Below are 26,067 nucleotides of genomic sequence, written 5' to 3' on the forward strand. Positions count from 1 at the left end.
TGTTCATTCGGTGATGGCCTCGCCGGTTTTCACGGTGACGGCGATTTTTCGTTTCGCGGGCGGCGGCTTGAGCATGTCGGCCAGGCTGACCGCGCGCAGGGTCTGGTCCAGCACGCTGTTGATGCGTTGCCAGCTGCCGCGCACGCCGCACTGCGCCTCGCGTTCGCACTGGCCTTCGCCCACGCCGCACTCGGTCATGCCGATCGGGCCTTCCAGCGCCTCGACGATTTCCGCCAGCGATATCTCGCTGGCCGGGCGGGCCAGCCGGTAGCCGCCGTTGACGCCGCGGAAGGACTCGACCAGTTCGGCGTGGCCCAGCGCCTTGAGCAGCTTGCTGACCGTGGGCAGCTCGAGCCGCGTCTCGTCGGCGATCTGCGCGGTGCTCAGCACGTCAGCCGGGTGCGCGGCGATGCAGGTCATCACCACGGTGGCGTAATCGGTGAGGCGGCTGACGCGAAGCATGGCAGGCGGAATCGGCCGGGCTTGAATCGGGACCAAAATGGTACTGATTAAGCCGGCCGCGGTCAACGTGACCGCCGCCACCGGCGCAAGGCGGCCATACCCACCCCTTTCACCTCGTCGTGTGCGCAGGCCAGCCTGTGTCTGCCGCGCCCACGCACGCACGGGGTCCGGGCTGAAGCGATCCAGCGAGGCCGTGTCGCCATGCCGTGGCGGCCTCGCTAAGCTGGCGGCCATGACTTCGCACGATCGCGCCGCTGCCCGTCTCGCCTGGGCCCGCAAAGCCCTGAACGCCCCCACGCTGACGCTGGACAGCGCCTCGGCCGATGCCAGCTTTCGCAGCTACTGGCGCACCACGCAAGGCGGGCAAAGCTGGATCGTGATGGATTCGCCGCCCGATCGCGAAGATCCGCGCCCGTGGCTGGCCATTGGCGAGCGCCTGGCCGCCGCCGGCCTGCACGTGCCGCAAGTGCATGCACGCGACCTCGACCAGGGCTTCCTGCTGATCGAGGACCTGGGCTCGCGGCTGTACCTCGATGCATTGAACGACACCAGCGCCGACCGCCTGTACGGCGATGCGATGGACGCCCTGCTGAAGATACAGACGCGGGTGGCCGCCGACGACCTGCCGCCGTTCGGCCGTCAGGTGCTGGTGAGCGGACTGGAGGTGATGCCCGAATGGTTCCTGCAGCGCCACCTCGGCCACACGCCGGCCTGCGGCGAATGGGACGTGCTGGAGGCGGCGTTTGACCTCATCGTGCACAACGCGCTGGAGCAACCGCGCTGCTTCGTGCACCGCGACTTCCACAGCCGCAACCTGCTGCTGACGGAGGCGAACAACCCGGGCATCGTCGATTTCCAGGGCGCGCTGCACGGGCCGGTCACCTATGACCTCGCCTCGCTGCTGCGCGATGCCTACATCGCCTGGCCGGGCGATCGCGTGGAAGCGTGGGTGGAGTCGTACCGGCAGCGACTGCTGCGCGCAGGCGTGATCGACGCGGCAGTGGACGCCGCGCGTTTCCTGCGCTGGTTCGATCTCACCGGCCTGCATCGCCACGTGCGCGTGCTGGGCCAGTTTTATCGGCTGTGGTACCGCGACGGCAAGAGCGGCTATCTCAAGGACGTGCCGCAGGTGTACCGCTACGTGATCGAGGTGGCGCGCCGCTATCCCGAGCTGGCCGATTTCGCCGACCTGCTGGAGCGCCACGCGCAGGGCCGCGACCTGACCCGGGCGGCGGCATGAGGCACGCACTGATCTTCGCCGCCGGCCGCGGCGAGCGCATGCGCCCGCTGACCGACCGCACGCCCAAGCCACTGCTTTGCGTCGGCGGCAAGCCGCTGATCGTCTGGCACCTCGAACGTCTCGCCGCCGCCGGCGTGCACTACGTGGTGATCAACACCTCGCACCTGGCCGAGCAGTTTCCGGCGGTGCTGGGCGACGGTTCCCGCTGGGGCCTGCGCATCCGCTACGCCTACGAAGGCCCCGTGCCGCTGGAAACCGGCGGTGGCATGCTGAACGCGCTGCCGTTGCTGGGCACCGGGCCGTTCCTCGCCATCAGCGGGGATGTCTGGTGCGATGCCGATTTCGGCACGCTGCCCGCCGAGCCGGCGGGGCTGGCGCACCTGCTGCTGGTCGACAACCCGCCGCACCACCCCGAAGGCGATTTCGCGCTGGACGGGCAAGGTCTGGTGCAGGCAAGCGGCGAACCGCGGCTCACCTTCAGCGGCATTGGCGTGTTCCGCCGGGAGCTGCTGGACGGCTGGCGGGAACTTGCCGGCACGGCCGCCCACGAAGCCGCGGCGCCCACCTTCAAGTTGCGCCAGTTGCTGCTGGGCGCGATGGCTCGGCAAGCCGTCAGCGGCACCCATCACCACGGCGTGTGGACGGACGTGGGCACGCCCGAGCGCCTCGCACAGCTCGACGCCGAACGCGGCGACGCAGCGATGTCGCACGGCGATCAGCGCGACGCAGGTTTCGCCGAGAACTGAGTCGCGCCCGTTCCCGGCGTCGCCGCGCTCTCGGGGTGGACGATCACCGACGGCACCGGCAGACGCGCCAGTGCGGGCGTCGTGGCGACAATCGAAGCGGCCAGTGGTGCCGGTTTTGGAGTCGGCATCGGCGAAGGCTGCGTCGCACCGCCATCGGCCACTTCCATCGAACGCGCCGCCTTGGCGGCCTGGTCGGTCATCACGATGATGCTGATGCGGCGATTGACCGGATCGGCGGGGTTCTGCTTGTCGAACGGCACGGATGCGGCCAGGCCCACCACGCGCGAGATCTTGTCCGCCTCCAGCCCGCCGGCGATCAGCGCACGACGGGCGGCGTTGCCGCGATCGGCCGACAACTCCCAATTGCTGTAGTCGTGCCCGCTGTTGTACGGCGCATCGTCGGTGTGGCCGGAGATGCTGATCTGGTTCGGCACGTCGTCGATCGAGCGGCCCAGTTCGCGCAGGATCTGCACCGTGTACGGCTTGAGCCGCGCGCTGCCGGTGTCGAACATCGGCCGGTTGAGCTTGTCGACGATCTGGATGCGCAGGCCTTCGGAGGTGATGTCCAGCAGCAGCTGATCCTTGAATGGCGCCAGCGCCTGGCTGCTCTGGATCGAGGCATTAAGTCGCTTCATCAGCTCCTCCAGACGCGACTTGTCGGCCTGGCGCGCCAGTTTGATCGCGTCCTCGACGTTGTGCTTGACCTGCGGCGCACCGCGCTTTTCCGCGCCCGGGCCGCGCGGCAGGTCCATCGTCCCGCCAAGCTTGATCATGCTGTCGCTGGCGCCGCCGGGGCCGGCCTGGCCAGGCGGCGCGATCGTGGCGGCGCCCGGAGTCATGCTCGGGTTCTTGAAGTACTCGGAGATCGCGGCCTTCTGCTCGCGGGTGCCCACGCCGATCAGCCACATCACCAGGAAGAACGCCATCATCGCGGTGACGAAATCCGCATAGGCCACCTTCCACGCACCGCCGTGATGGCCGTGCTTCCGGCGCTGCACGCGCCGGATGATGATCGGCTGGTCGAACTCCTCGCTCACGCCCCGGCTCCGGCGCGCGCGCCCTTGAGATGCCCCTCCAGCTCCATGAAGCTGGGCCGCACCTGCGCGACCAGCGATTTGCGCGCGAACTCCACCGACACCATCGGGTTGTAGCCGCGCAGGTTGGCCATCAGCGCGACTTTCACGCATTCAAACGCCTTGCCGTCCTCCTGCGCGCGGTTCTCCATCGCCGAGGCCAGCGGCCCGGCGAAGCCATAGCACAGCAGGATGCCGAGAAAGGTGCCGACCAGCGCGCCGGCGATGTGCTCGCCGATGCGCGAGGTATCTCCGCTCAGCTGCGACATCGTGGTGACGATGCCGAGCACCGCCGCCACGATGCCGAAACCGGGCAGCGCGTCGGCGGATTTCATCAGGGCCATCGCCGGCGCCTCGGCTTCCTGGTGGTGGACTTCCAGCTCCATCTCCAGGAGCTGTTCCAGCTCGTGCGGGTTCATGCTGCCGCCCACGATCAGGCGCAGGCAGTCGGTGATGAACTCGATCAGGTGGTGCTCGGCGAGCAGGCGCGGATAGGCCGAGAACTCGCTGCTGGTGGCCGGCTCCTCGATGTGCGATTCGAGGCTGAGCAGGCCGTTCTTGCGCATCAGGCTGAAGATGTCGTAGAGCAGCGAAAGCAGGTCGAGATAATCCTGCGTCCGGTACTTCGGGCCTTTCAGCAGCCCCATGATGTCGCGGAAGGTGGCCTTGACGATCTTGGTCGGATTGGCTGTCAGGTAGGCCCCCGCAGCGCCGCCGCCGATGATCAGCAGTTCGTAGGGCTGCCACAACGCCAGCAGCTGCCCGTGGGACAGCAGGTAGCCGCCCACGACGCTGACGAGCACAACCAGGGTTCCGACCAGGACAAGCATGCAGGTTCCAGCGCGCGGTTCGACAACGAGTTATCGGCCCGCCGCGGGAAAGATGTAGCCCGGATTTGCCGCAAGGCCGCCGGCGTCGCGAACGGCGGGTATCCCGAAAAGGAAAGGCCCGGGCATGGCCGGGCCTCTCGTCTGGCTCGTGCCGCGCGGTCGGTCAGGGGCGGCGCGCCAGCTCCGGGTTGTCGCGGGTGACCGGCATCAGGTCCTTCTTCGAGACGCCCAGCCACAGCAGGATCGGGCTGGCCACGAAGATCGAGGACAGCGTGCCGACCACGATGCCGATCAGCATGGTGATGGCGAAGCCGTGCACGGCCGGGCCGCCCAGCAGCCACATCGCGCCCATGGTGATGCCGGTGAACAGCGAGGTGATGATGGTTCGCGACAGGGTGTTGTTGATCGAGCGGTTGAGGATCTCCTCCGGCTCGGCCTTGCGCGCGAGGCGGAACAGCTCGCGGATGCGGTCGAACACCACGACCTTGTCGTTGATCGAGTAGCCGATCACCGCCAGCACCGAGGCCAGCACGGTCATGTCGAATTCGCGCTGCACCAGCGCGATGACGCCGAGCGTGACCAGCGTGTCGTGGATTTCGGTCGCCACCGCGGCGATCGCGAAGCGGCGCTCGAAGCGGATCCACAGGTAGGCCATGATGCCCAGGATCACCAGCAAGGCCGCCCAGGTACCGTCCGATTTCAGCTCCGCGCCGACCTGCGCGCTGACGAAGTCGCGGCTCTTCAGCTTGGCGTCCGGTCGCGCCGCGTGGAGCTTCGCCATCACGTCGGCGGAGACACGGTCGAGGTTGACCGTGCCGTTGGCCAGGATCGCCTCCGGATCATCCTTGGCCTGGAACCGGATCGACACCTCGCGGGTGCCGCCCAGGCTCTGCACCACAGCGTCCTCGAAGCCGCCCTTGGCCAGCGCGCCGCGCACGTCGGCGATCTCCACCGGCTGGTCGTAGTTGACCAGCATCGACACGCCGCCGGTGAAATCCAGCCCGTAGTTGAGCCCGCGGGTGGCGATCAGCACGATCGAGCCGATCATCAGCAGGATCGCCAGGCCGACCGTGTACTTGCGCATCCCCAGGAAGTGGATGTTGCTGTCGTGATTGAAGATTTCCATGGCAATTCTCTGTGTGGACGTTCCGTTCCGGTCAAGCGGCCCTCATGGCCGCACGATCAATTCAGGGAGTCCCTTTCCGGCGAAAGCGGCCGTCCGGGGCCGCACTGTTCGACGCGACGCCTAGACCGACAGGGTCTTGAGCTTGCGGTGGCCGTGGATCGCCGCAGTGAACGCATGGGTCAGCGTCACCGAGGTGAACAGCGAGGTCAGGATGCCGATCATCAGCGTGACGCCGAAGCCCTTGATCGCGCCGGTGCCCATCGTGGTCAGCGCCAGCGCCGCGATCAGGTGGGTGACGTTGGCGTCCAGAATGGTCGACCAGGCCTTCTCGTAGCCGGCGTAGATCGCCGCGTGCGGCGTGGAGCCGTTGCGCAGCTCCTCGCGCACGCGTTCGCAGATCAGCACGTTGGCGTCGATCGCCATGCCCAGGGTGAGCACGATGCCGGCGATGCCGGGCATGGTCAGGGTCACCCCGATCAGCGACATCACCGCCACCAGGATCACCAGGTTGAAGAACAGCGCGATGTCCGCGACCAGGCCGAACAGCTTGTAGTAGACCGCGGCGGCCAGCAGCACCAGGGCCAGGCCCAGCATCACCGACTTGAAGCCCTTGTCGATGTTGTCCGCACCCATGCTGGAACCGATCACGCCTTCCTCGATGATGTCCACCGGAGCAGCGAACGCGCCACCCTTGAGCAGCAGCGCCAGGTCGGATGCTTCCTTCGGGCTGCCCAGGCCGGTGGTCTGGAATTGCCGGCCGAACGGGCTGGCGATGTTGGCGTCGTTGATCACCGACTCGGTGACCTTCGGAACGCGCACTTCCTTGCCGTCGATCATCTTGGTCTCGGTCACGCGCTCGACGTAGACCACCGCCATCGGCTTGCCGACGTTCGCGTTGGTGAAATCGCTCATCTTGCGCGCGCCGGCGGCATTGAGCGTGACGTCGACCTTGGGCGTGCCGCTCTGCTGGTCGATGCCCGAGGAGGCGTCGACCAGCTCCTTGCCGGTCACGATCACCTTCTTGCTGACCAGCACCGGCAGGCCGGTGCCGCGCATGTGGTAGAGGTTGGCGTCCGGCGGGATGTTGCCGGTCTTCTCCGCCTCGCGCGCCTGCGGATCGCCGGGGTGGCCGATGCCGGGGCGGTATTCCAGGGTGGCCACGGTGCCGATCAGCTTCTTCGCCTCGGCCGGGTCCTGCACGCCGGCGAGGTCGACCACGATGTGATTCTCGCCCTGCTGCTGGATCAGCGGCTCGGACACGCCCAGCGCGTTGATGCGGTTGCGCAGCGTCTGCAGGTTCTGGGTGATCGCGCCGCGGCCGATGTCGCGCAGCTTGTCGGGCTTGATCACCGCATTGAGCACGAAACGGTCGCCGGTGCTGGGACCGTTGGACACCAGCAAGTCGGTGTACTCGTTGGCGATCGCGTCTGCGGCCTTGGCGCGGTCGTCCTCCGAGCGCAGCACCACGGCGACGCCCTTGCCACGCACGGAATTGCGCGCCACCGATTCATAGCGGATCTTCTTGTCGCGCAGCAGGCTGCGGATGTCGTCGGCGTAGCTGCTCTCCTGCTTGTCGATGACGTCGTTCTGGTCGACCTGCATCAGGAAGTGCACGCCGCCCTGCAGGTCCAGGCCCAGCGGCATGGAACGGGCACCGATCATGCCCAGCCACTCCGGCACGGTGGACTGCAGCTTGAACGCCACCGTGTACTTGTCGCCGAGCAGCGCCTTGATCGCGTCCGAGCCGCTCTTCTGCACGTCGGTGTCGGCGAAGGTGGCAAGCAGGCTGTCGCCTTCCACCACGACCTCGCCGAAGGCGATGCGCTTCTGGGTCAGCGTGTCGATGACCTTCTGGCGTACGGCCTGGTCGATTGCCGGCGCACCGCGATTGGCGCTCACCTGAACGGCGGGCACGGGAACAAAGGCGTTCGGCAGCGCGTAGATCACGCCGAACACCATCACCAGCGCGACCAGCGCGTATTTCCAGCGGGGAAAATCAGTCATGATCCGGTCCTTTGCGATCATCCATGATCGCGAACGTCAAGAAGCGGCCATCCATGGCCGAAGCATGTTTTTGCGATCGTCCCTGATCGCGAACGTCAAGAAGCGGCCATCCATGGCCGCGCTATTCGAAAAGGCCCCGCCCCTGGACATCCCATGGCTCAAGCTGACTTCAGCGAGCCCTTGGGCAGCACCTGCTGCACGGCACCCTTCTGCAGCTTCACCTTCACGTTCGGCGCGATCTCGACCGTGACGAAGGTGTCGCCCACTTCTTCCACGCGCCCGGCCAGGCCGCCGTTGGTGACCACTTCGTCGCCCTTGGCCAGCGCGGCGATCAGGGCGCGGTGCTCCTTCTGCCGCTTCATCTGCGGCCGGATCATCATGAAATACATCAGGCCGAACAGCACCACCATCATGATGATCATGGACATGCCGCCGCCCTGCTGCGGCGTGGCTTGGGCAATCACGGGGGAAAGCGGAAAACTCATCTTCGCGTCTCGCAAGTTGTGGCGCCATCAGCGATTTCCGCCGAACGCCCGATAAAAGATTCTCGATTATGCCTTGCGGGAGGTGTCGGAGTCACCTTTCGCGAGCGAAAGGCGACTCCGCCCCCCGGTGGCGGTAGGAGTCCACCCTGCGGGCGATGGTTCCCGATCCGGGGAAAAGGCATCGCCCACAGGGCGGGCTGCTACGGGATCGCTGCGCCCTGGCGGCAGGCGTAGAACCGTGCGACGAATGCTTCCAGCGCCCGATCGGCGATCGCCGCGCGCAAATCCGCCATCAGCCGCTGGTAGTAGCGCAGGTTGTGCATGGTGGCCAGCTGGCTGCCGAGGATCTCGTTGCAGCGGTCGAGGTGGCGCAGGTAGGCGCGGCTGAACCCGTGGCTGCAGGCGTAGCAGTCGCAGCCTTCCTCGATCACCGCGGTGTCGCTGGCGTACTTCGCATTGCGGATGCGCAGCGTGCCCGCGGCGGTGAACAGGAAGCCGTTGCGCGCGTTGCGGGTAGGCATCACGCAGTCGAACATGTCGATGCCGCGGCGCACTGCTTCCACGATGTCCTCCGGCCGGCCCACGCCCATCAGGTAGCGCGGCTTTTCCGCCGGCAGCAGGGGTACGGTGAAGTCCAGCGCGTGGTTGCGCTCGGCCTCCGGTTCGCCCACCGCCAGGCCGCCGATCGCGTAGCCGTCGAAGCCGAGCTTCACCAGCCCTTCCGCGGAGCGTCGGCGCAGGGTTTCGTAGACGCTGCCCTGCACGATGCCGAACAGCGAGTTCGGATTCTGCAAATCGTCGAACGCGCGGCGCGAGCGCTCGGCCCAGCGCAGGCTGAGCTCCATCGAATCGGCCGCCACCTTCTCCGTCGCCGGGTACGGCGTGCACTCGTCGAAGATCATCGCGATGTCCGAATCCAGCGTCTTCTGGATCTGCATCGACACTTCCGGCGACAGGAACACCTTCGAGCCGTCCACCGGCGAGGCGAAGGTCACGCCTTCCTCCGTGATCTTGCGCTTGTGCGCCAGCGAGAACACCTGGAAGCCGCCCGAATCGGTGAGGATGGGCTTGTCCCAGCCGATGAAGCGGTGCAGCCCGCCGAACTTCTCCACGATCTCCAGCCCGGGTCGCAGGAACAGGTGGAACGTGTTGCCCAGGATGATCTCGGCACCGGTATCGGCAACGTCGCGCGGCGTCATCGCCTTGACCGAGCCATAGGTGCCCACCGGCATGAACGCCGGCGTCTCCACCGTGCCACGGGCAAACGTGAGGCGGCCGCGGCGGGCGGCGCCGTCGGTGGCGTGAAGGTCGAACTGGAGGGAGGTCATCCAGCCATTATCGCGGGTTTGCCCCGTTCCGCCCATCGCCACACCGTGTGTGCAGGAGCCCGCTGGCGGGCTCCTGCAACCATGCAACGTATCGCTCAGGCGCCGTGCGGCAGGATCAGCATGGCGTCGCCGTAGGAGAAGAAGCGGTAGCGCTGCTCGACCGCGTGGCGATACGCGTCCAGCATGAACTCGCGCCCGGCCAGTGCCGACACCAGCATCAGCAGGGTCGACTGCGGCAGGTGGAAGTTGGTGAGCAGGCCGTCGATGCTGCTGAAGCGGTAGCCGGGGAAGATGAAGATCTGCGTCTCGCCGGCGAACGGATGCACCTGGCCATCCTTGCTGGCGCTTTCCAGCGCGCGCACCACCGTGGTGCCGACCGCGATCACCCGCCCTCCGCTGGCGCGCGTGCGTCGGATTTGCTCGACCAGGTGCGCGCCGACATTGAGCCACTCGGTGTGCATGTGGTGATCTTCGAGATTGACCGCGCGCACGGGCTGGAAGGTGCCGGCGCCCACATGCAGGGTGATGTAGCCGAACTCGACGCCGCGCTCGCGCAGCTGGTCCAGGATCGCCTCGTCGAAATGCAGGCCGGCGGTGGGCGCAGCGACCGCGCCGGGCTCGCGCGCGAACACGGTCTGATAGCGCTCCATGTCGCTGGCGTCGGCGTGCCGCTCGATGTACGGCGGCAACGGCATCTCGCCCAGCTTCAGCAGCAGCTTCTCCAGCGGCTCCGGCGCCTCGAAGCGCAGCCGGAAGAAACCTTCGTCGCGGCCCAACACCACGGCATGGCTGCCGTCGGCCAGTTCGATCCGTGCGCCCTCCTTGGGCTTCTTGCTGACGCCCAATTGCACGGTGGCCTCATGCGCGCCGGTAACCCGCTCGATCAGGATCTCCACCGCACCGCCGGTGTCCTTGCGCCCGTACAGCCGCGCCGGCAGCACGCGGGTGTCGTTGAACACCAGCAGGTCGCCCGGACGCAGGAAGTCGGGCAGCTCGCGAAACATGCGGTCCTGCCGCGACTGCGCGGCCACGTCGAGCAGCAACAGGCGACTGGCCGAACGCTCGGGCAACGGGGCCTGCGCGATCAGCTCATGCGGCAGGTCAAAATCGAAATCGGACTTCTTCAAGGCTGCGGCCGGCATCGGAAAACGGGACATTATCCCGCAGCCGGCGCGCCGGGGCACGCGCGAAAAGACGCCGCCCCTCGCGGAGCGGCGCCGGCTTCATCCCTTCACGCACAGCACCTGGCGCAGCGTGTGCACCACGTCGACCAGGTCGGACTGCGCCGCCATAACCGCGTCGATCGACTTGTACGCCGCCGGCGATTCGTCGATCACCGCCGCGTCCTTGCGGCATTCGACATGGGCGGTGGCCTCCCGATGCTGCGCCAGCGTGATCCGCTGGCGCGCCGCGGTACGGCTCATCACCCGGCCCGCGCCGTGGCTGCAGCTGTGGAAACTTTCCGGATTGCCCTTGCCACGCACGATGTAGCTGCACGTACCCATGCTGCCCGGGATGATGCCCAGCTCGCCGGCCCGCGCGCTCACCGCACCCTTGCGGGTCACCAGCAAGTCCTCGCCACCGTGCGTTTCCTTCCGCACGTAGTTGTGGTGACAGTTCACCGCCAGCTTTTCCAACTGGAACTTCGGCAGCCGGTGGCGCATCTCGGCCAACACCCGCGCCATCATCGCCTCGCGGTTGGCCTGGGCGTAGTCCTGCGCCCAAGACACCGCTTCCACGTAGTCGTCGAACAATGCTTCGCCTTCCATGAAGAAGGCCAGGTCTCTGTCCAGCAGGTCGAAACCCAGCACGCGCTGCGCCAGCTCCTCGCGCGCCCGCTCGATGAAGTAGCTGCCAATCAGGTTGCCGGTGCCGCGCGAACCCGAGTGCAACATCACCCACACGGCGTCCGATTCGTCGAGGCAGACCTCGATGAAGTGGTTACCACCGCCCAGCGTGCCGATCTGCCGGCCCAGCTTGTCGGTGCGGATCTTGCGATGCTTCGCCTTGATTGCTTCCAGCCGCGCGACCAGCCCGGATTGCGCCAGTTGCGTCTCAATGCTGTCCGGCAGCTTGTGATGGTCGCCACCACGGCCGTTGCCGACCGGCACGCCGCGCTCGATGCTGGAACGCAGCTGGGCCAGGTTGTCCGGCAGGTCGCTGGCGCGCAGCGTGGTGCGCACCGCGGCCATGCCGCAGCCGATGTCCACGCCGACCGCAGCCGGGATGATCGCGCCCCGCGTGGGCACGACTGAACCGACCGTCGCGCCCTTGCCCAGGTGCACGTCGGGCATCACCGCGACCCACGGACCGACAAACGGCAGCATGGCGATGTTGCGCAGCTGCTGCCTCGCGGCATCTTCCAGCGGCACGCCATGCACCCAGCCCTTGATCGGCGTGGCGCTGCCTTCGGCATGCAGAAACTCGTACTGTTGGTTGCTCATCTCTTCTTTCCTTGAATGGATCGCGGCGAGCGCTTCCGTGCGATCGCCGCGAGGTTACTGCTTGAGGCTCACCAGCTGGTTCAGCACGCCGTCCAGGCCGCCGAACACGGTGAGCTTGTCGATCTTCTCGGTGACCTTCTCCAGAGCCTCCATCTCCTTCAGACGCATCAGCACCGGGCTCTCCTCGATCAGCCGCGCGGTGTTGAGCAGCGAACGGGTGGCGTTCGACTCCTCGCGCCGGCGGATCACGTTGGCCTGGGCCGCCTTCTCCGCCTGCACCACGCTGTTCAGGATGTCCTTCATCTCACCCGGCAGGATCACGTCCTTGACGCCCACGCCGAGCACTTCCACGCCCAGCTCGACGACACGGCCGCGCACGTAGGCAAAGATGTCCGCGTCCAGCGAAGCCTTGTCGCCCAGCAGCTCGTCCAGCGTCTTGCCGGACACCGCCTTGCGCAAGCCGTATTGCAGCTCGCGATAGACGTAGTCGCCGTACTTGACCACCTTGGTGCGCGCGGCGACCGGATCGGTCACGCGCAGGCTGGCGGCCAGGTTCACCCGCAGGCTCACCTTGTCGCGGGTCAGCAGTTCCTGGCCCGACACCTCCAGCGATTGCACGCGCAGCTCGACCACCTCGGCCGCCACGTTCTTCTGGAAATTCCAGAACGCCCAGGCCCCCGGAGCCAGCGTACGCACCAGCTTGCCGTCGATGAACAGCAGGCCTGCCGACTCCGTCGGCACGTCCACCGTCACCGCGACCTTGCCGAGCACGCCCAGCTGGCGCAGTCGGCTGGCCACGCGCACATCGACTTCCAGCGTTTCCGCCAGCGACACCGCCTGCACCTCGACTGGCACCAGGCCCTTCCAGTAGAGCTTGCGCGTACCCGGTGCCAGCACGTCCTCCAGCTTGCCGTTCTTGAGCACCAGGCCAACCTGCTGCGTGCCGATGTCGGCCCCGTCGAAGCATTCGGCCAGCGCGCCGTCCATCAGCGCCATCAGCACGTCGGTGTCGGCGCCGGTGTACTCCAGCTTGGCCAGGTTGTGCACGCTGGCCGCGATACGCTTGCGCGGGTCGACAAAGTGGTAGACGCCCGGCGGCAGTACGCGCTGGAAACGACGGTTGCGATACAGCAAGCCGCGCTCGCCGTCGCCGATCACGATTTGCTTGATCCAGAACATGTTGATACTCCTTCGTCAATCCTTGTTTCGATCCGTGGGATAAGCCGACTGCGTCGCCGGATCGGTACGACGCATTAACATTGCGGATAATCGGGCCGCAAAAGCCCCTCCCTCGCGGGATAATCGACGTCATGCGCCGATGAAAGCGAATAAGGCGGAAACGCCTCCTGACGATAATGGGGCGAAGCCGACGTGCCTTGGCGGGGAACCGGATATTCCGGCGAATGCCTGCAAGACAATCGCTTCGATATCCGCTTGCCCGCTGTCGGGACGTGGGCCCGGCCCCGCCACCGCCGCCTTGCCTGATCCGCAAACCCTCCGTGGCTTGCAGGCCAGGCGCCGCACGAGGCGTTTCCTGGTCGGAACTTTCGTTCCTGGTCATGACGTGACAGGTCATGGTTTGGAGCGGGAGTCGAACCCGCGACACTCGGTTTACAAGACCGATGCTCTACCCCTCTGAGCTATCCAGTGGCCGACGTGCCGGAATCGAACCGGCGTTTGCAGGAACGAACCTGCCGCTCTACCGCTGAGCCAACGTCGTCGTTGTGGAACACCGCCCGGCAGACCCCGGCATACGCCGCCGGCAAAGCCGCGCGCACCGGATGGGGCTTGAGCCCATGCCGCTGGAGCCGGTCGGTTCGATGTTCCCGATTGCCGGCTGTCACCAACCGGCAATAGGTGCGGGCATGGTTGCCCGATACGTGGTGATCCGTTTCTCGCACAGCCCGCGCCGAAGCACCGGGACGCAGCGCGCAAGCGCCTTCGCAGCTGCGCCCCTGCCTCGGCCATGGCTGACCGGATGCCTCAGGGCGAAACGGATTCCGCAAACCTTGTTCGATGCATGCGCATCCCCTGCGAACGGCAAAAACAAGACGCCCCCGGGGTTGGCGACCCGAGGGCGTTCGCGTTGCCTCGGGAGATCGGGGTGACCGATCTCCGCAAAGGGATCAGTCGATTATCGGCAGACGATTGCCAAGTCGAGCCATTCGCCGCGCATGAACAGGCCTGCATCGCGGCAATACTGCGACGTGCATGGTGTGCTCATCTGGGTTATGCGGAACGACATGAAAACTCTTTTATCTGATGGTCGCCAAAAGGCGAGGGCTGCGGACGTTACACCTATTAACAACCACGCGCAAGCATTTTTTATCGAATATCGGAAAAACTTACAACCAGCCTTTTTGCCGCGCCAGCCGATACGCCTCGATGCGGTTGCCGACGCCGAGTTTGCCGATCGCTTCGGACAGATAATTGCGCACGGTGCCGTGCGAGAGGTTGAGTTTTGCGGCGATGTCGCCGGCGGATTGGCCCTCGCCGGCGAGGCGCAGCACCTGGCGTTCGCGATCGTTCAGCGGGTCGGCTTCGGACCAGGCTTCCAGCGCCAGCTGCGGGTCGATCGCGCGACCACCGCGGTGTACGGTGCGCAACGCCTCGGCGAGGTTCTCGGCGGGAGCGTCCTTCAGCAGGTAGCCCGACACGCCGGCATCCAGCGCGCGACGAAGGAAGCCCGGGCGGGCGAAGGTGGTGACGATGATGACCTTCACCGGCAGCTCGTCGTGACGCTGGATGCGCTGGGCCAGTTCCAGTCCGGTGAGGCCGGGCATCTCGATATCGGTGACCAGCACATCGGGCTTCAGGCGCTGCATCTCACGCCACGCCGCCTCGCCGTCGGGTGCGGAGCCGAGCACCTCCATGTCCGGCTCCAGGCTCAGCAGCGCCGACAGTGCGCCGCGCACCATCGCCTGGTCCTCGGCCAGCAGCACGCGGATCATGCGGCGCCTCGTGGCGATTGCTTCAGCGGCATTGGAAAAGCTCCATCGTGATGGCTTCGATCGTCAGGCGGCCGAATGCCCACCCTGCGCCGCGGGCGCCACGCCGCCGGCAGCGGTCGCTGGCATGGCGACCAGTCGCAGCACCGGCAGCGGCGCGCTGACCAGCATGGTCGTGCCGCCGCGCAACGGCGAGCTGATCTCCAGCGTGCCGCCCAGCGAGCGCACGCGCTCGCGCATGCCGCGCAGGCCGTTGCCGGCGCCGTCGATGCCGCCGCGGCCGTTGTCACGGATACTCATGCGCACGCTGGCAGGCTCGCGCACGAAATCGACGTTCGCGCAACTTGCCGCCGCGTGGCGCGCGATATTGGTCGCCGCCTCGCGCAGGATCAGCGAGAGGCTGCGTTCGGTGTCTTGCGGCAAGTCGGTCGGCGGTGCCGCGTATTCCATGCACACCCCGGAGGATTCCAGCAGCAGCCGCGCCGAGGCCAGCTCGGCCGCCAGGTCGGTGGCGTGGATGCCGCTGACCGCACTGCGCACTTCGGCAAGGGCGTGACGCGCCACCTTCTCCGCCTCTTCCACTTCGCGCCTGGCCGCCGCATGGTCCCGGTCGAACAGCTTGCGCGACAACTCCAGCTTCAGCGTGATCAGCGACAGGGTATGACCCAGCAGATCGTGCAGGTCGCGGCCGATGCGCTCGCGCTCGGCAGTGGCCGCCAGCCGACGCACTTCTTCGTGCGAGAGCCGCAGCTGCGCGTCCTTCTCCTCGCTGCCATGCTCGGCCTTGATGATGATGCCGATGATGAACGAGGTCAGCGGGATGGAGAACACGGCCTGCCATGGGTAACCGAGCAGCGAGGTCTCGGCCAGCAACACCACATTGAGCCCGGCCAGCCAGCCGAGATAGGCGCGGAAACGACCCACGCTGGTGCAGAGCATCACGCAGCCATAGATGAAATAGGTCAGCCCGCTGGGATACCAGGGCAGCAACGACATGCTCAGCAGCACCAACGCGAGGGCGCCGGCGCGGACCTGCGCACGCGGCCCCGCGATGCACCGGTAATACAGCAGCAGGAACAGCGGATAGCTAACCAGAGTGGTGACGACCCAGCGCGTGCTCCAGCCGTCGTTGTTCCACACCGGCACGACGAAGATCCACGCCGACCACAACAGGTGCACAGCATCCACCCACGGCGATTTGCCGCGATGCATGCTGCGCGCCGCCGCGGAGTCCGGCGCCGGGGTCAGAAACTGGACGATGCGCTGGTGCATGACGCCAGGCTCCCGCAGATTGGCCATGAGGGTGATCCTACTTCAACCGTTCCGGTGCAAACGCCGCGCCGCCAGCCACAGGAAAACCTCAGCGAAACCGGCCAGCGCCAGCACGTGGCCCAGCACAGGGCCATGGTTCAGACCCACCGCCGCCTGGGTCAGCTGGTTGAGGTGATAGCTGGGCCAGACGGGCGCGATCTGTTGCAGCATCCGCGGCAACATCGACAGCGGCAGCCACAGGCCGGACAGGAACGCCATCGGCAGATAGACCAGGTTGAGCAGCCCCGGCGCGCCCTGCCCCTTGAGCAAGGTGCCGACGAACATGCCCAGCGCGCAGAACGGCAGCACGCCGAAAGCACCGGTGGCGACCAGCGCCAGCATCTGGCCCCACGACAGACTGACGTGCGCCAGGAAGATGCCGATCAGCAGCAGCAGCGCGATCACCACGGTGGCCGCGATCATGGCCATCACCATCTTGCCCAGCAGGTAGGCGCCAGGCGGCATCGGCAAGGCACGCTTGAGCGTGAGCAGGCCGCCATCGCGCTCGATCGCCAGCGAGACGCCGAAGCCGAACAGGCCCGGTCCGATGATGCCGAACGCACCATAGCTGGCCAGCAGGTAGCGCGACGCCTCGCCCTGGTTCAGCAACACGCCGAACATCACGTAGAACACCGTCGAGAACAGCGTCATCGGCAGAATGAAACCCGGCGCGCGCAGGTAGCGCAGGCATTCGCTGCGCATCTCGGCCAGGTAGGCGCTCAGCACGCGCCGGCGCGACATCGGCATCGCGGCGGCAAGCGGAATCGACATGGCTTGATCCATCTCAGGCAACCTCGCGGCGTGTTTCGGGCAAGCCCTGTTCGGCCTCGCGGGTGAGTTCGGTGAATGCCTCGGCCAGGCCGGCGCGCTGCACTTCCAGCTCGCTCAGTTGCGGGTCGGCGTCGAGCAGGCGGCGTACCACCGCTTCGGCCGCGTCGGTGGTCACGTGCAGGCGGTCCTGGCGCCGTTCCGCCGCGGTGACCGCAGGCCAGCCGCCGACCACGCCGGCATCCACCGTGCTGACGCAGCGGATGCGCCGGGTCGCGATCCGTGCGCGCAGCGCCTCGACCGTCCCTTCGTGGATCACCCGCCCGCGCGCCATCACGCAGACCCGGTCGGCCAGCGCCTCGGCTTCCTCCAGGTAATGCGTGGTCAGCAGCACCGCGCAGCCTTCGGCCCGCAATTGGCTGATCGCCGCCCACAGCCTCTGCCGCGCCTCGATGTCCATGCCCACGGTCGGCTCGTCCAGGAACAGCAGCTCGGGCCGGCCGCACAGCGCCAGCGCGAACTGCACGCGCCGCTGCTGGCCGCCGGACAGCTTCGCGTAGGGGCGAGCCAGCAGGTCGTCGACACCGGCCATGCGGGCGCTCTCCGCCATGCTGCGGGGGGCCGGGTAATAGCTCGCAATCAGACGCAACAGTTCGCCCACCCGCAGCGTGCCGGGCAGTTCGGCGTGCTGCAGCATCACGCCGATGCGCCGGCGTGCGCGGACACCCCGGGGATCGCGCCCGAACAGCTCGACCGTGCCGGCATCGGCGCGCAGCAAGCCCAGCAGCAGGCTGATCGCGGTGGTCTTGCCGGCGCCGTTGGGGCCCAGCAGGGCCAGCAACTCGCCACGGCGCAGTTGCAAACCGGCATTGTCCAGCGCGACCAGGCGGCCGTAGCGCTTCTCCACGCCGGCCAGCCGGGCCACCACCTGCTCGGAAACAGTCATCGACATGATCCTCCTCGATGCCCGCAGCTTGGGCATTTCGCGGCCGATTGCCCATGCGCCGGCGTCAGTCATCGGGGGTGACAGCCGTCATGCCGGGGGTACCGGAGACCTGCCCGGGCGCGTTATGCTGGGCCAATGATCTTGCGCGACCGGCACGTCCGGGCGCCCCGACGCGGGCTCGCCACGCTGGAATTTGCGCTACGCAAGGATTTCCGGCCCACGACGCCCACGCGCGGATCGAGCGGCCTGCTTCGCGCTGGGTGCGAGGCGCCGACGTCTACGAGGAGAATGTCATGGGTGTGATCAACCAGCTGCGCGAACTGCGCGAATTCGGCGGCAAGCCCCGCACCACCGGCCTGGACGACGCCAGCATCGAGCGCATGGCGGCGAACGATCCGCTGCTGGGCCAGGCAGTCGCCGAGGCCGTCGCGCGCCACCGCGAGCTGCGCGACGAGCTGGGGGATTTCCTCAAGCTCGACGAAGCCGAGCAACTGGCCAAGGCACAGGCGGGTTTCGTCAATTTCTACCCGGACGACGCGATCAACCCGTACCTGCCGGCCGCCGCGCGCGGGCCGTGGATCGTCACGCTGAAGGGCGCCGTGGTGCACGACAACGGCGGCTACGGCATGCTGGGTTTCGGCCACAACGATGCGGCCATCCTGGCGGCGCTGTCGCGCCCGCAGGTGATGGCCAACGTGATGTCGCCCAGCGTGGCGCAGATGCGTTTCACCGCCGCACTGAACAAGGAGCTCGGCCGCAACCGCGGCAAGAATCCGTACGAACATTACCTGTGCCTCAACTCCGGCTCCGAGTCGGTGTCGCTGGCCTGCCGCATCGCGGACGTCAACGCCAAGGCGATGACCGATGCCGGCGCGCGCCATGCGGGCCGCACGATCAAGCGGCTGGCGGTGAAGGGCGCCTTCCACGGCCGCACCGAGGCGCCGGCGCTGTATTCGGACTCCTCGCGCAAGACCTACCAGCAGAACCTGGCCAGCTATCGCCACGAGGAGAGCGTGATCACGGTGGCGCCGTATGACGTGGCGCAACTGAAGGCCGTGTTCGCCGATGCCGACAGGCACGGCTGGTTCATCGAGGCCATGTTCCTGGAACCGGTGATGGGCGAAGGCGACCCGGGCCGGGCGGTGACGCCGGAGTTCTACAGTGCCGCCCGCGAGCTGACCGAAGCGCACGGCACCCTGCTGCTGGTCGATTCCATCCAGGCCGGGCTGCGCGCACACGGCGTGTTGTCGATCACCGACTACCCCGGTTTCGAGAAACTGCCGGCGCCGGACATGGAAACCTTCTCCAAGGCGCTCAACGCCGGCCAGTACCCGCTGTCGGTGCTGGCGGTGGGCAACCGCGCCGCCGGGTTGTACCGCAAGGGCATCTACGGCAACACCATGACTGCCAACCCGCGCGCACTCGACGTGGCGCTGGCCACGCTGGGCGAATTGACCGATGAGGTGCGGCAGAACATCCGCGAGCGCGGCAAGGAGTTCGTCGACAAGCTTGGCGCGCTCAAGCACGAGCTGGGAGGCCTGATCACCAAGGTGCAGGGCACCGGGCTGTTGTTCTCCTGCGAACTGGCCCCGGAGTACAAATGCTTCGGCGCCGATTCGACCGAGGAATTCATGCGCGAGCACGGCATCGGCGTGATCCATGGCGGCGTCAACTCGCTGCGCTTCACCCCGCATTTCAAGGTCACCAGCGCCGAGGTCGACCTGATCGTCGCCCACGTGCGCAAGGCCTTGCTGGAAGGCCCGCGCAAGGCCAAGGCCGAAGCGGCCTGAGCCGCGCGGCCACCCACACCGGCTGCGGCGAAACACGACGTTTCGCCGCAGCTGAATACTTCATGCACGTAAGAACTTGCCGACTGCCCTGACGGTGTCCCCCTGCCTAGACTGATCCGGCCGGCAGCTGCCGGTCACCCAGGGAGGATTCACCATGTCCATGTCACTGCGCCTGCTTGCCGTCAGCGCCGCCTTCGCCTTTGCCGGCACCGCCTTCGCAGCCAGCCCGGCGACCCCGGCGGCATCCACCAAGCCGCACACTGCCCAGCAGCAGCGGATGATCGACTGCAACCACCAGGCCACCGGCAAGAAGGGCGCCAAGCGCAAGGCGTTCATGAGCTCCTGCCTGAAAGGCCATGCCTCGGCGCCCGCGGCGGCGTCGACCGACACGGCCCAGCACGCGAAGATGAAGAGCTGCAACGCGGACGCCAAGACCAAGGCGCTCAAGGGTGCCGAGCGCAAGGCGTTCATGAGCTCCTGCCTGAAGGGCGGAGCGGCCGCCGCGCCCTGACGCATCGCGGTGCTGTCCATGCCGGCGTGCGTGGACAGCACCGCTTCGCTAAGCTCCCGGACTGTCGCGCCCGGCGCCGCCACCAGACAGTCCACTGATGAAGATCGTCGAAGTCCGCCACCCGCTGATCCGGCACAAACTGGGCCTGATGCGCCGCGCCGGCATCAGCACCAAGGAGTTTCGCGAACTGGCTTCCGAAGTCGCCGCCCTGCTCACCTACGAGGCCACCAAGGATCTGGAGACGGTCGAGGAGGAGATCGAGGGTTGGGCCGGTCCGCTGCGCGTGCATCGGATCAAGGGCCGCAAGATCACCATCGTGCCGATCCTGCGCGCCGGCCTGGGCATGCTGCCCGGCGTGCTCGACATGATTCCGGCGGCCAAGGTCAGCGTGGTCGGCCTGCAACGCGACGAGCACACGCTCAAGCCCGTCACCTACTACGAGAAACTCACCGGCCGCATGGACGAGCGCATCGCGCTGATCGTCGACCCCATGCTGGCCACCGCCGGCACCCTGGTCGCCACCGTGGACATGCTCAAGGCGGCCGGCTGCAAGCGCATCAAGGGGCTGTTCCTGGTCGCCGCGCCGGAAGGGCTCGAACGCATCACCGCGACCCATCCCGATATCGAGATCTACACCGCCTCCATCGACCAGCGGCTCAACGAGAACGGCTACATCCTGCCCGGCCTGGGCGACGCCGGCGACAAGATCTTCGGCACCAAGCAGCTGCCCGCCGGCTGAGCGCCAGATCGCCGCGGAAGCGGCGTGCGCGGTTTCACGGCACGGTCACAAGGCGCCACTAAACTCGGCGCGTTCCGGCTGACCGGGCGCCATCGGGGGAGAAACCATGTTCGCAAAGCTCGCGCAACGCGGCCTGTGGCTGCTGCTGGCCGGCATCGCCTCGACGTTCGCCGCACAGGCTGCCGACGTCAGCATCGACCAATTCCGGGTTCGCGGCCCCGCCGGCGGCAACGACGAGTTCGTCGAACTGTTCAACGCCGGCCCTGCAGCGATTGACTTGTCCGCGTACAAGTTCAACGCCTCCAACGCCAGCGGCACGATCGGCACGCGGCTCACCTTCCCCGCCGGCACGCAACTGGCGTCGGGCTGCCACCTGCTGCTGACCAACAGCGCCAGCGGCGGCTACTCCGGCAGCGTGCCGGGCGATCTCACCTACGCCACCGGTGTCACCGACACCGGCGGCCTGGCCTTGCTCGACGCCGACGGCAACATCGTCGACCAGGTGGGCCTCAGCACCGGTTCGGCCTACAAGGCGGGCACGCCGCTGGCCTCGCTGGGCAGCAGCAATACCGACCAAGGCTACCAGCGGCGGCAGACCGCGGCCGGCCTGCCGCAGAACTCCGGCGACAACAGCGCCGATTTCGTCACCGTGAGTCCGACCCAGCCGCACAACAGCGCCAGCACCTGTGTGGCCATGGGCCCGTCGCTGTCGATTGCCGACGCCAGCATCAGCGTGCACGGCGCCAGCGACGTGGCGATGCCGTTCACCATCACCATGAATGAACCGGCGCCGAGCGGCGGCACCAGCGTGCACGTGGCCACCGCCAACGGCAGCGCCACCGCGGGCGTGGAGTACGAAACGCTCGACACTACCCTCACCATCGCCGCGGGCGAGACCCAGGCCAGCTTCAACGTGGTCGTGCATGGGCGCTCCACGCCGGCCGACGACAAGGACTTCAGCGTCACGCTGAGCGATCCCGGCGACGGCGTGGCGCTGGGCGACGCCACCGCCATCGGCACCATCCACTACGACATCCCGGTGCAGGCGGAGATCTGGCAGATCAACGGCAGCGGGCAGCGGGCGGCCCTGCTCGGCAAGTCGGTGCTGACCTACGGCAACGTGGTCACCGCAGTGGGCCCGCTGGGCTTCACCATGCAGACGCCCGACGCGCGCGCCGACGCCAGCCCGCTGACGTCCAATGGCGTGTACGTGTTCACCAACGCCGCACCGACAGTAAGCGTGGGCGAGGCGGTGGACGTCGCGGCGGTGGTGGACGACTACTACGGCCTCACCGAGTTGAAGAACCCGACGATAAGCGTGGTCGGCCGCCACGTGCGCCTGCCGCGCGCCGTCGTGTTCGACCGGCGCACGCCTTCGCCCGATCCGGACCAGCTCTCCTGCGGCACCACCAATTTCCAGTGCTTCATGAGCATGCGTGTGCGCATCGATCACGGCATGATCAACACCGGCAACAAGCGTTTCAGCAGCGAACCGTATGCGGAGGTCAGCATCACCGCCAATGGCCGGCGCTCGCTGCGCCAGCCCGGCGTGGTGTTCGGCGTGCCGGTGCCTGCGGGCGTGGACCTGCCCAACTGGAGCGGCAACCCGGAAGTGTTCAAGATGAACACTGCCGACTTCGGTGCGGTGCCGCTGAACACGCCGTTCAACGCCGGCAGCACGTTCCGGGCCGAGGGCGTGATCTCCTACGACTTCGGCGCCTACACCTTCATCCCGACGCAGTTCCGGCTGGCGTACGCCGCGCCGATACCACGGCCGGTCTCGCCCACCCCGCTGCTGGCGCTGCGCATCGGCGCGTTCAACATGGAGCGCTTCTGCGACAGCGTGTTCGACACCACCTACAGCTGCAGCGGCGGGAGCAAGGAGCCCACGCCGGACGCCGTCGCGCTGAAGACCCGCCGCCTGTCCAGCTATGTCGGCAGCGTGCTGCAGCTGCCCGACGTGCTGTCGGTGGAGGAAGTGGAAACCCGGCCGCTGCTGCAGGGTCTGGCTACGCAGATCCTTGCCGACTATGGCGTGGCGTACGACGCCTACCTGCTGCCCGGCCACGATCCCAGCGGCATCAACGTCGGATTCCTGGTGCGCCGCGACCACGTGCAGGTGCTCTCGGTGCAGCAACTCGCCGCCGGCGAAACCTGGGACGACGACGGCCACACCGCCTTCATCCACGACCACCCGCCGCTGCTGCTCACCGCGCAGGCAGGCCGCACGCGCTTCCACGTGATTGCCGTGCACATGAAGGCGCGCTCGAACGTCGACGACAATACCGCCGCCGCCGAGCGTGATCGGGAAAAGCGTTTCCTGCAGGCAAAATCGCTGGCCAGCCAGGTGCAGGCGCTGCAGCAGGCCGATCCGCGCATGCCGCTGCTGGTGGTGGGCGACTTCAATGCCTACCAGTTCACCGATGGCTGGACCGACGTGGTGAACCTGGTGGCCGGCCGCTACGACGACAACCAGAACCTGCTCAAGCTCGGCCACAATATCGTGCAGCCGGCGCTGTGGAACGCGGTGAACACGGTGCCGCCCGACGATCGTTACTCGTTCCTTTACACGCAGAACTTCGGCGAGATCCAGGGTTACACCAGGGCCGGCAGCGGCAACCCCGGGCGCACCGTGCCGACCTTCCAGGTGCTGGACCACGCCCTGCTCAACGTGCCGGCGCGGCTGCGCTTCCTGCGCATGCAGTTCGGCCGTGCCGACCTCGACGCGCCGGCGCAGACCGTCGACGACGCCGCCAATGCCAGCGACTGGACGCGGGCGATCGGCGTCTCGGACCATGACGGCTTCGTGGTGGACCTGTTCGTGCCGCTGATCCACCGGCGGCTGCACTGAACACACTGGCGAAGGCCGCCGACCGGCGGCCTTCGCACGTTGACCGGGCTCAGCGACCGAAGCGGTCGGTGGCTTCCAGCAACTGGTGCAGGATGCCCGGCTCGAACGCCGAATGGCCGGCGTCCTGCACGATGTGCAGGTCGGCTTCGGGCCAGGCACGGTGCAGATCCCATGCGCTGCGCAATGGGCACACCACGTCGTAGCGGCCCTGCACGATCACCGCCGGAATATGGCGGATGCGATCCACGTTGCGCAGCAACTGGTCGTCGTGTTCGAAGAAGCCGCCGTTGACGAAGTAATGGCATTCGATGCGGGCAAAGGCCAGCGCGAAGTCGTCCGCGGCACTCGATTCGATGTGCGACTTGTCCTGCCACAGGAAGCTGGTGGCGCCTTCCCATACCGACCAGGCGCGCGCGGCCGCGCTGCGCACCGCCGCGTTGTCGCTGGTCAGGCGGCGGTGGTAGGCGCTCATCAGGTCACCGCGTTCCACCTCGGGGATTGCAGCCAGATAGGTTTCCCATGCGTCCGGATACAGCGCGTCGCAACCCTTCTGGTAGAACCACTCCAGCTCTTCCCGGCGCAGCATGAAGATGCCGCGCAGCACCAGCTCGGTCACCTTGTCCGGATGGGTCTGCGCGTATGCCAGCGCCAGGGTCGAACCCCACGAACCGCCAAACACCTGCCAGCGGTCGATGCCCAGGTGCTCGCGCACGCGCTCGATGTCGGCGACCAGGTCCCAGGTGGTGTTGTCGGCGAGTTCGGCATGCGGGGTCGACTGGCCGCAGCCACGCTGGTCGAACAGCACGATGCGATAGACCGCCGGATCGAAGAAGCGCCGGCATTTCGGATTCGTGCCGCCGCCCGGGCCACCGTGCAGGAACACCACCGGCTTGCCGTGCGGATTGCCGCTCTGCTCGTAGTACAGCGTGTGCAGCGGCGACACCGGCAACATGCCGCGGTCGAACGGCTCGATCTCGGGATACAGCGAACGCAGCGGCGACGACGGCATGACGGCTCCTTCGAATCCACAGACAAGCCGCCAAGGCTAGCACGGGCATGGTTTGCAGGCCCTCAATCGCCAGCAAACAGCTTGCCGGGATTGAGGATGCCGCGTGGGTCGAACACCTTGCGCACGCCGCGCATCAGGGCGATCTCCGCCGCGCTGCGCGTGCTGTCCAGGTAGGCCCGCTTGACCAGGCCGATGCCGTGTTCCGCCGAGATGCTGCCGCCATGGCGCTGCAGGGTATCCGCCAGCAGATGGGTGACGTGTTCGCACTGCTCGATGAACGCGGCCTCGGCCAGGTCATCCGGCCGCAGCACGTTGATGTGCAGGTTGCCGTCGCCGATGTGACCGAACCAGACCACCTCGGCTTGCGGATACTCGCGCGCCAGCAACGCCTGCATGTCGTGCAGAAAGGCGGGAACCGCGCCGACCCGAACCGAGATGTCGTTCTTGTACGGCCGCCGCGGCGCCAGACTCTCGGTGATGCCTTCGCGCAGGCGCCACAGCGCGGCTGCCTGCGCTTCGCTCTGCGCGATCACGCCGTCGCTGACCCAGCCCTGTTCCAGTGCCAGCTCGAATGCAGCCAACGCTGCTTCCTGCTGCCGCTCGTCCGCAGCATCGAACTCGGTGACCACGTAGTACGGATAATCGCCGTCGATGGCGCGCTGCGCGCCGTGTGCCAGCACGTGGCGCAAGGCGTGATCGGTGAAGAACTCGAACGCCTGCAGCACCAGCCGCGCGCGGAACAGCGCGAACACCTGCATCAGCGCGTCCATGTCCGGCAACGCCAGCAGCATCACCTGCGAGGGTAGCGGCGGATCGGTGAGCTTCAGCGTCGCCTCCACCACGATGCCCAGCGTGCCTTCCGAGCCGACCAGCAACTGGCGAAAATCGTAGCCGCTGGAGTTCTTCACCAGGCCGCGGTTGAGATCGAGCAGCTCCCCGTTGCCGGCCACCACCTTCAACCCGGCGATCCACTCGCGCGTGTTGCCGTAACGGATCACCCGGATGCCGCCGGCGTTGGTGGCTATGTTGCCGCCGATCGAACACGAGCCGCGCGCCGCGAAATCGACCGGATAGATCAGGCCATGCTGGCGTGCCGCGTCATGGACGTGCTGCAGGATCATCCCCGCCTGCACGGTGAGGGTGCGATCGACTGCATCGAAGCCGAGCACGCGCTGCATCCGCTCCAGGCTGAGCACCAGCTCGCCGTTCGCCGCCACCGCGCCGCCGGACAGGCCCGTACGCCCGCCCGATGGCACGATCGCCACCGCCTGCTCGTTGGCCCAGCGCACGATCGCCTGCACTTCTTCCACCGACGTCGGCAAGGCGATTGCCAGCGGCGCCGGCGTCCAGCGGCGGGTCCAGTCGCGACCGTAGTGTTCGAGGTCGGCCGCGGCCGTCAGCAGGCGCAGTTCGGGCAGTCGGCGGGACAGGTCGGCGAGGCGGTCATCGGACATGC

The 26,067-nt window shown here is 67.2% G+C and carries 22 protein-coding genes and 2 tRNA genes; 6 read left to right on the forward strand and 18 right to left on the reverse strand.

Annotated elements, in window-relative coordinates; translation table 11 throughout:
- Positions 1 to 3 precede the first annotated feature (3 nt).
- Positions 4 to 462, reverse strand: a complete 459-nt coding sequence (locus ACVCMI_RS14010) for an SUF system Fe-S cluster assembly regulator (RefSeq protein ID WP_395119698.1) — start codon at positions 460 to 462, stop codon at positions 4 to 6.
- 232 nt (positions 463 to 694) lie between these two features.
- Here ACVCMI_RS14010 and ACVCMI_RS14015 point away from each other — a divergent pair, with 232 nt between their 5' ends.
- Together ACVCMI_RS14015 and murU are read left to right on the forward strand one after the other, a co-directional pair.
- On the forward strand, positions 695 to 1,702 hold the full coding sequence (locus ACVCMI_RS14015; RefSeq protein WP_447098402.1) for an aminoglycoside phosphotransferase family protein: 1,008 nt from the start codon (positions 695 to 697) through the stop codon (positions 1,700 to 1,702).
- Positions 1,699 to 2,448: an N-acetylmuramate alpha-1-phosphate uridylyltransferase MurU gene (gene murU, locus ACVCMI_RS14020; protein WP_447098401.1), complete on the forward strand. Its 750-nt coding sequence runs from the start codon at positions 1,699 to 1,701 to the stop codon at positions 2,446 to 2,448. The genes ACVCMI_RS14015 and murU overlap by 4 nt, the downstream gene beginning before the upstream one ends.
- On the opposite strand, the gene motB is transcribed toward murU, so the two are convergent.
- The 15 genes from motB to ACVCMI_RS14095 all read right to left on the reverse strand — a co-directional run bounded on the left by motB (position 2,418) and on the right by ACVCMI_RS14095 (position 17,711).
- Positions 2,418 to 3,485: a flagellar motor protein MotB gene (gene motB, locus ACVCMI_RS14025; protein ID WP_447098400.1), complete on the reverse strand. Its 1,068-nt coding sequence runs from the start codon at positions 3,483 to 3,485 to the stop codon at positions 2,418 to 2,420. The two genes, murU and motB, sit on opposite strands and share 31 nt — an antisense overlap.
- Positions 3,482 to 4,351 carry a flagellar motor stator protein MotA gene (gene motA, locus ACVCMI_RS14030; protein ID WP_447098399.1) on the reverse strand — a complete coding sequence of 290 codons (870 nt, stop codon included), beginning with the start codon at positions 4,349 to 4,351 and terminating at the stop codon, positions 3,482 to 3,484. The genes motB and motA overlap by 4 nt, the downstream gene beginning before the upstream one ends.
- Positions 4,352 to 4,514: 163 nt before the next feature.
- On the reverse strand, positions 4,515 to 5,477 hold the full coding sequence (gene secF, locus ACVCMI_RS14035; RefSeq protein WP_395119703.1) for a protein translocase subunit SecF: 963 nt from the start codon (positions 5,475 to 5,477) through the stop codon (positions 4,515 to 4,517).
- Positions 5,478 to 5,597: 120 nt separating this feature from the next.
- Positions 5,598 to 7,481 (reverse strand): protein translocase subunit SecD, encoded by a 1,884-nt coding sequence (secD, locus tag ACVCMI_RS14040; protein ID WP_395119704.1) that lies wholly within the window; start codon positions 7,479 to 7,481, stop codon positions 5,598 to 5,600.
- A 158-nt stretch (positions 7,482 to 7,639) separates the two neighbouring features.
- Positions 7,640 to 7,966, reverse strand: coding sequence for a preprotein translocase subunit YajC (gene yajC, locus ACVCMI_RS14045; RefSeq protein WP_395119705.1), 327 nt, complete (start codon positions 7,964 to 7,966; stop codon positions 7,640 to 7,642).
- Positions 7,967 to 8,166: 200 nt separating this feature from the next.
- Entirely contained in the window at positions 8,167 to 9,294 is a 1,128-nt protein-coding gene (tgt, locus tag ACVCMI_RS14050; RefSeq protein ID WP_447098398.1) for a tRNA guanosine(34) transglycosylase Tgt, read from the reverse strand.
- 95 nt (positions 9,295 to 9,389) lie between these two features.
- A complete protein-coding gene (queA, locus tag ACVCMI_RS14055) occupies positions 9,390 to 10,421 on the reverse strand; it encodes a tRNA preQ1(34) S-adenosylmethionine ribosyltransferase-isomerase QueA (protein ID WP_395121219.1) in 1,032 nt (343 codons plus the stop codon).
- Positions 10,422 to 10,517: 96 nt separating this feature from the next.
- Positions 10,518 to 11,738 (reverse strand): RtcB family protein, encoded by a 1,221-nt coding sequence (locus ACVCMI_RS14060; RefSeq protein ID WP_447098397.1) that lies wholly within the window; start codon positions 11,736 to 11,738, stop codon positions 10,518 to 10,520.
- A 54-nt stretch (positions 11,739 to 11,792) separates the two neighbouring features.
- On the reverse strand, positions 11,793 to 12,917 hold the full coding sequence (locus tag ACVCMI_RS14065; protein WP_447098396.1) for a slipin family protein: 1,125 nt from the start codon (positions 12,915 to 12,917) through the stop codon (positions 11,793 to 11,795).
- A gap of 396 nt (positions 12,918 to 13,313) precedes the next feature.
- A tRNA-Thr gene (locus ACVCMI_RS14070) sits at positions 13,314 to 13,386 on the reverse strand.
- A tRNA-OTHER gene (locus ACVCMI_RS14075) sits at positions 13,387 to 13,457 on the reverse strand.
- A gap of 626 nt (positions 13,458 to 14,083) precedes the next feature.
- Positions 14,084 to 14,689, reverse strand: coding sequence for a response regulator transcription factor (locus ACVCMI_RS14080; protein ID WP_395119709.1), 606 nt, complete (start codon positions 14,687 to 14,689; stop codon positions 14,084 to 14,086).
- A gap of 63 nt (positions 14,690 to 14,752) precedes the next feature.
- On the reverse strand, positions 14,753 to 15,985 hold the full coding sequence (locus tag ACVCMI_RS14085) for a sensor histidine kinase (protein ID WP_447098395.1): 1,233 nt from the start codon (positions 15,983 to 15,985) through the stop codon (positions 14,753 to 14,755).
- Between the two features lie 15 nt (positions 15,986 to 16,000).
- Positions 16,001 to 16,780 carry an ABC transporter permease gene (locus ACVCMI_RS14090; RefSeq protein WP_447098394.1) on the reverse strand — a complete coding sequence of 260 codons (780 nt, stop codon included), beginning with the start codon at positions 16,778 to 16,780 and terminating at the stop codon, positions 16,001 to 16,003.
- Between the two features lies 1 nt (position 16,781).
- Positions 16,782 to 17,711, reverse strand: a complete 930-nt coding sequence (locus ACVCMI_RS14095; RefSeq protein ID WP_447098393.1) for an ABC transporter ATP-binding protein — start codon at positions 17,709 to 17,711, stop codon at positions 16,782 to 16,784.
- Positions 17,712 to 18,004: 293 nt separating this feature from the next.
- Between ACVCMI_RS14095 and ACVCMI_RS14100 the strand changes: the two genes are divergently transcribed.
- From ACVCMI_RS14100 to ACVCMI_RS14115, 4 genes are all read left to right on the forward strand, one after another.
- Positions 18,005 to 19,501 (forward strand): aminotransferase class III-fold pyridoxal phosphate-dependent enzyme, encoded by a 1,497-nt coding sequence (locus tag ACVCMI_RS14100; protein WP_447098392.1) that lies wholly within the window; start codon positions 18,005 to 18,007, stop codon positions 19,499 to 19,501.
- A 154-nt stretch (positions 19,502 to 19,655) separates the two neighbouring features.
- Complete coding sequence (locus tag ACVCMI_RS14105; RefSeq protein ID WP_447098391.1) at positions 19,656 to 20,012, forward strand: PsiF family protein; 357 nt, start codon at positions 19,656 to 19,658, stop codon at positions 20,010 to 20,012.
- A gap of 97 nt (positions 20,013 to 20,109) precedes the next feature.
- Positions 20,110 to 20,751 carry a uracil phosphoribosyltransferase gene (gene upp / locus ACVCMI_RS14110; RefSeq protein ID WP_447098390.1) on the forward strand — a complete coding sequence of 214 codons (642 nt, stop codon included), beginning with the start codon at positions 20,110 to 20,112 and terminating at the stop codon, positions 20,749 to 20,751.
- 106 nt (positions 20,752 to 20,857) lie between these two features.
- Complete coding sequence (locus ACVCMI_RS14115) at positions 20,858 to 23,602, forward strand: lamin tail domain-containing protein (protein ID WP_447098389.1); 2,745 nt, start codon at positions 20,858 to 20,860, stop codon at positions 23,600 to 23,602.
- 49 nt (positions 23,603 to 23,651) lie between these two features.
- Here ACVCMI_RS14115 and pip read toward each other — a convergent pair whose 3' ends face one another.
- Complete coding sequence (gene pip, locus ACVCMI_RS14120; protein ID WP_447098388.1) at positions 23,652 to 24,611, reverse strand: prolyl aminopeptidase; 960 nt, start codon at positions 24,609 to 24,611, stop codon at positions 23,652 to 23,654.
- Positions 24,612 to 24,673: 62 nt separating this feature from the next.
- Entirely contained in the window at positions 24,674 to 26,065 is a 1,392-nt protein-coding gene (locus ACVCMI_RS14125; RefSeq protein ID WP_447098387.1) for an FAD-binding oxidoreductase, read from the reverse strand.
- Positions 26,066 to 26,067 lie beyond the last annotated feature (2 nt).

This window comes from Rhodanobacter sp. UC4448_H15, assembly GCF_052978265.1.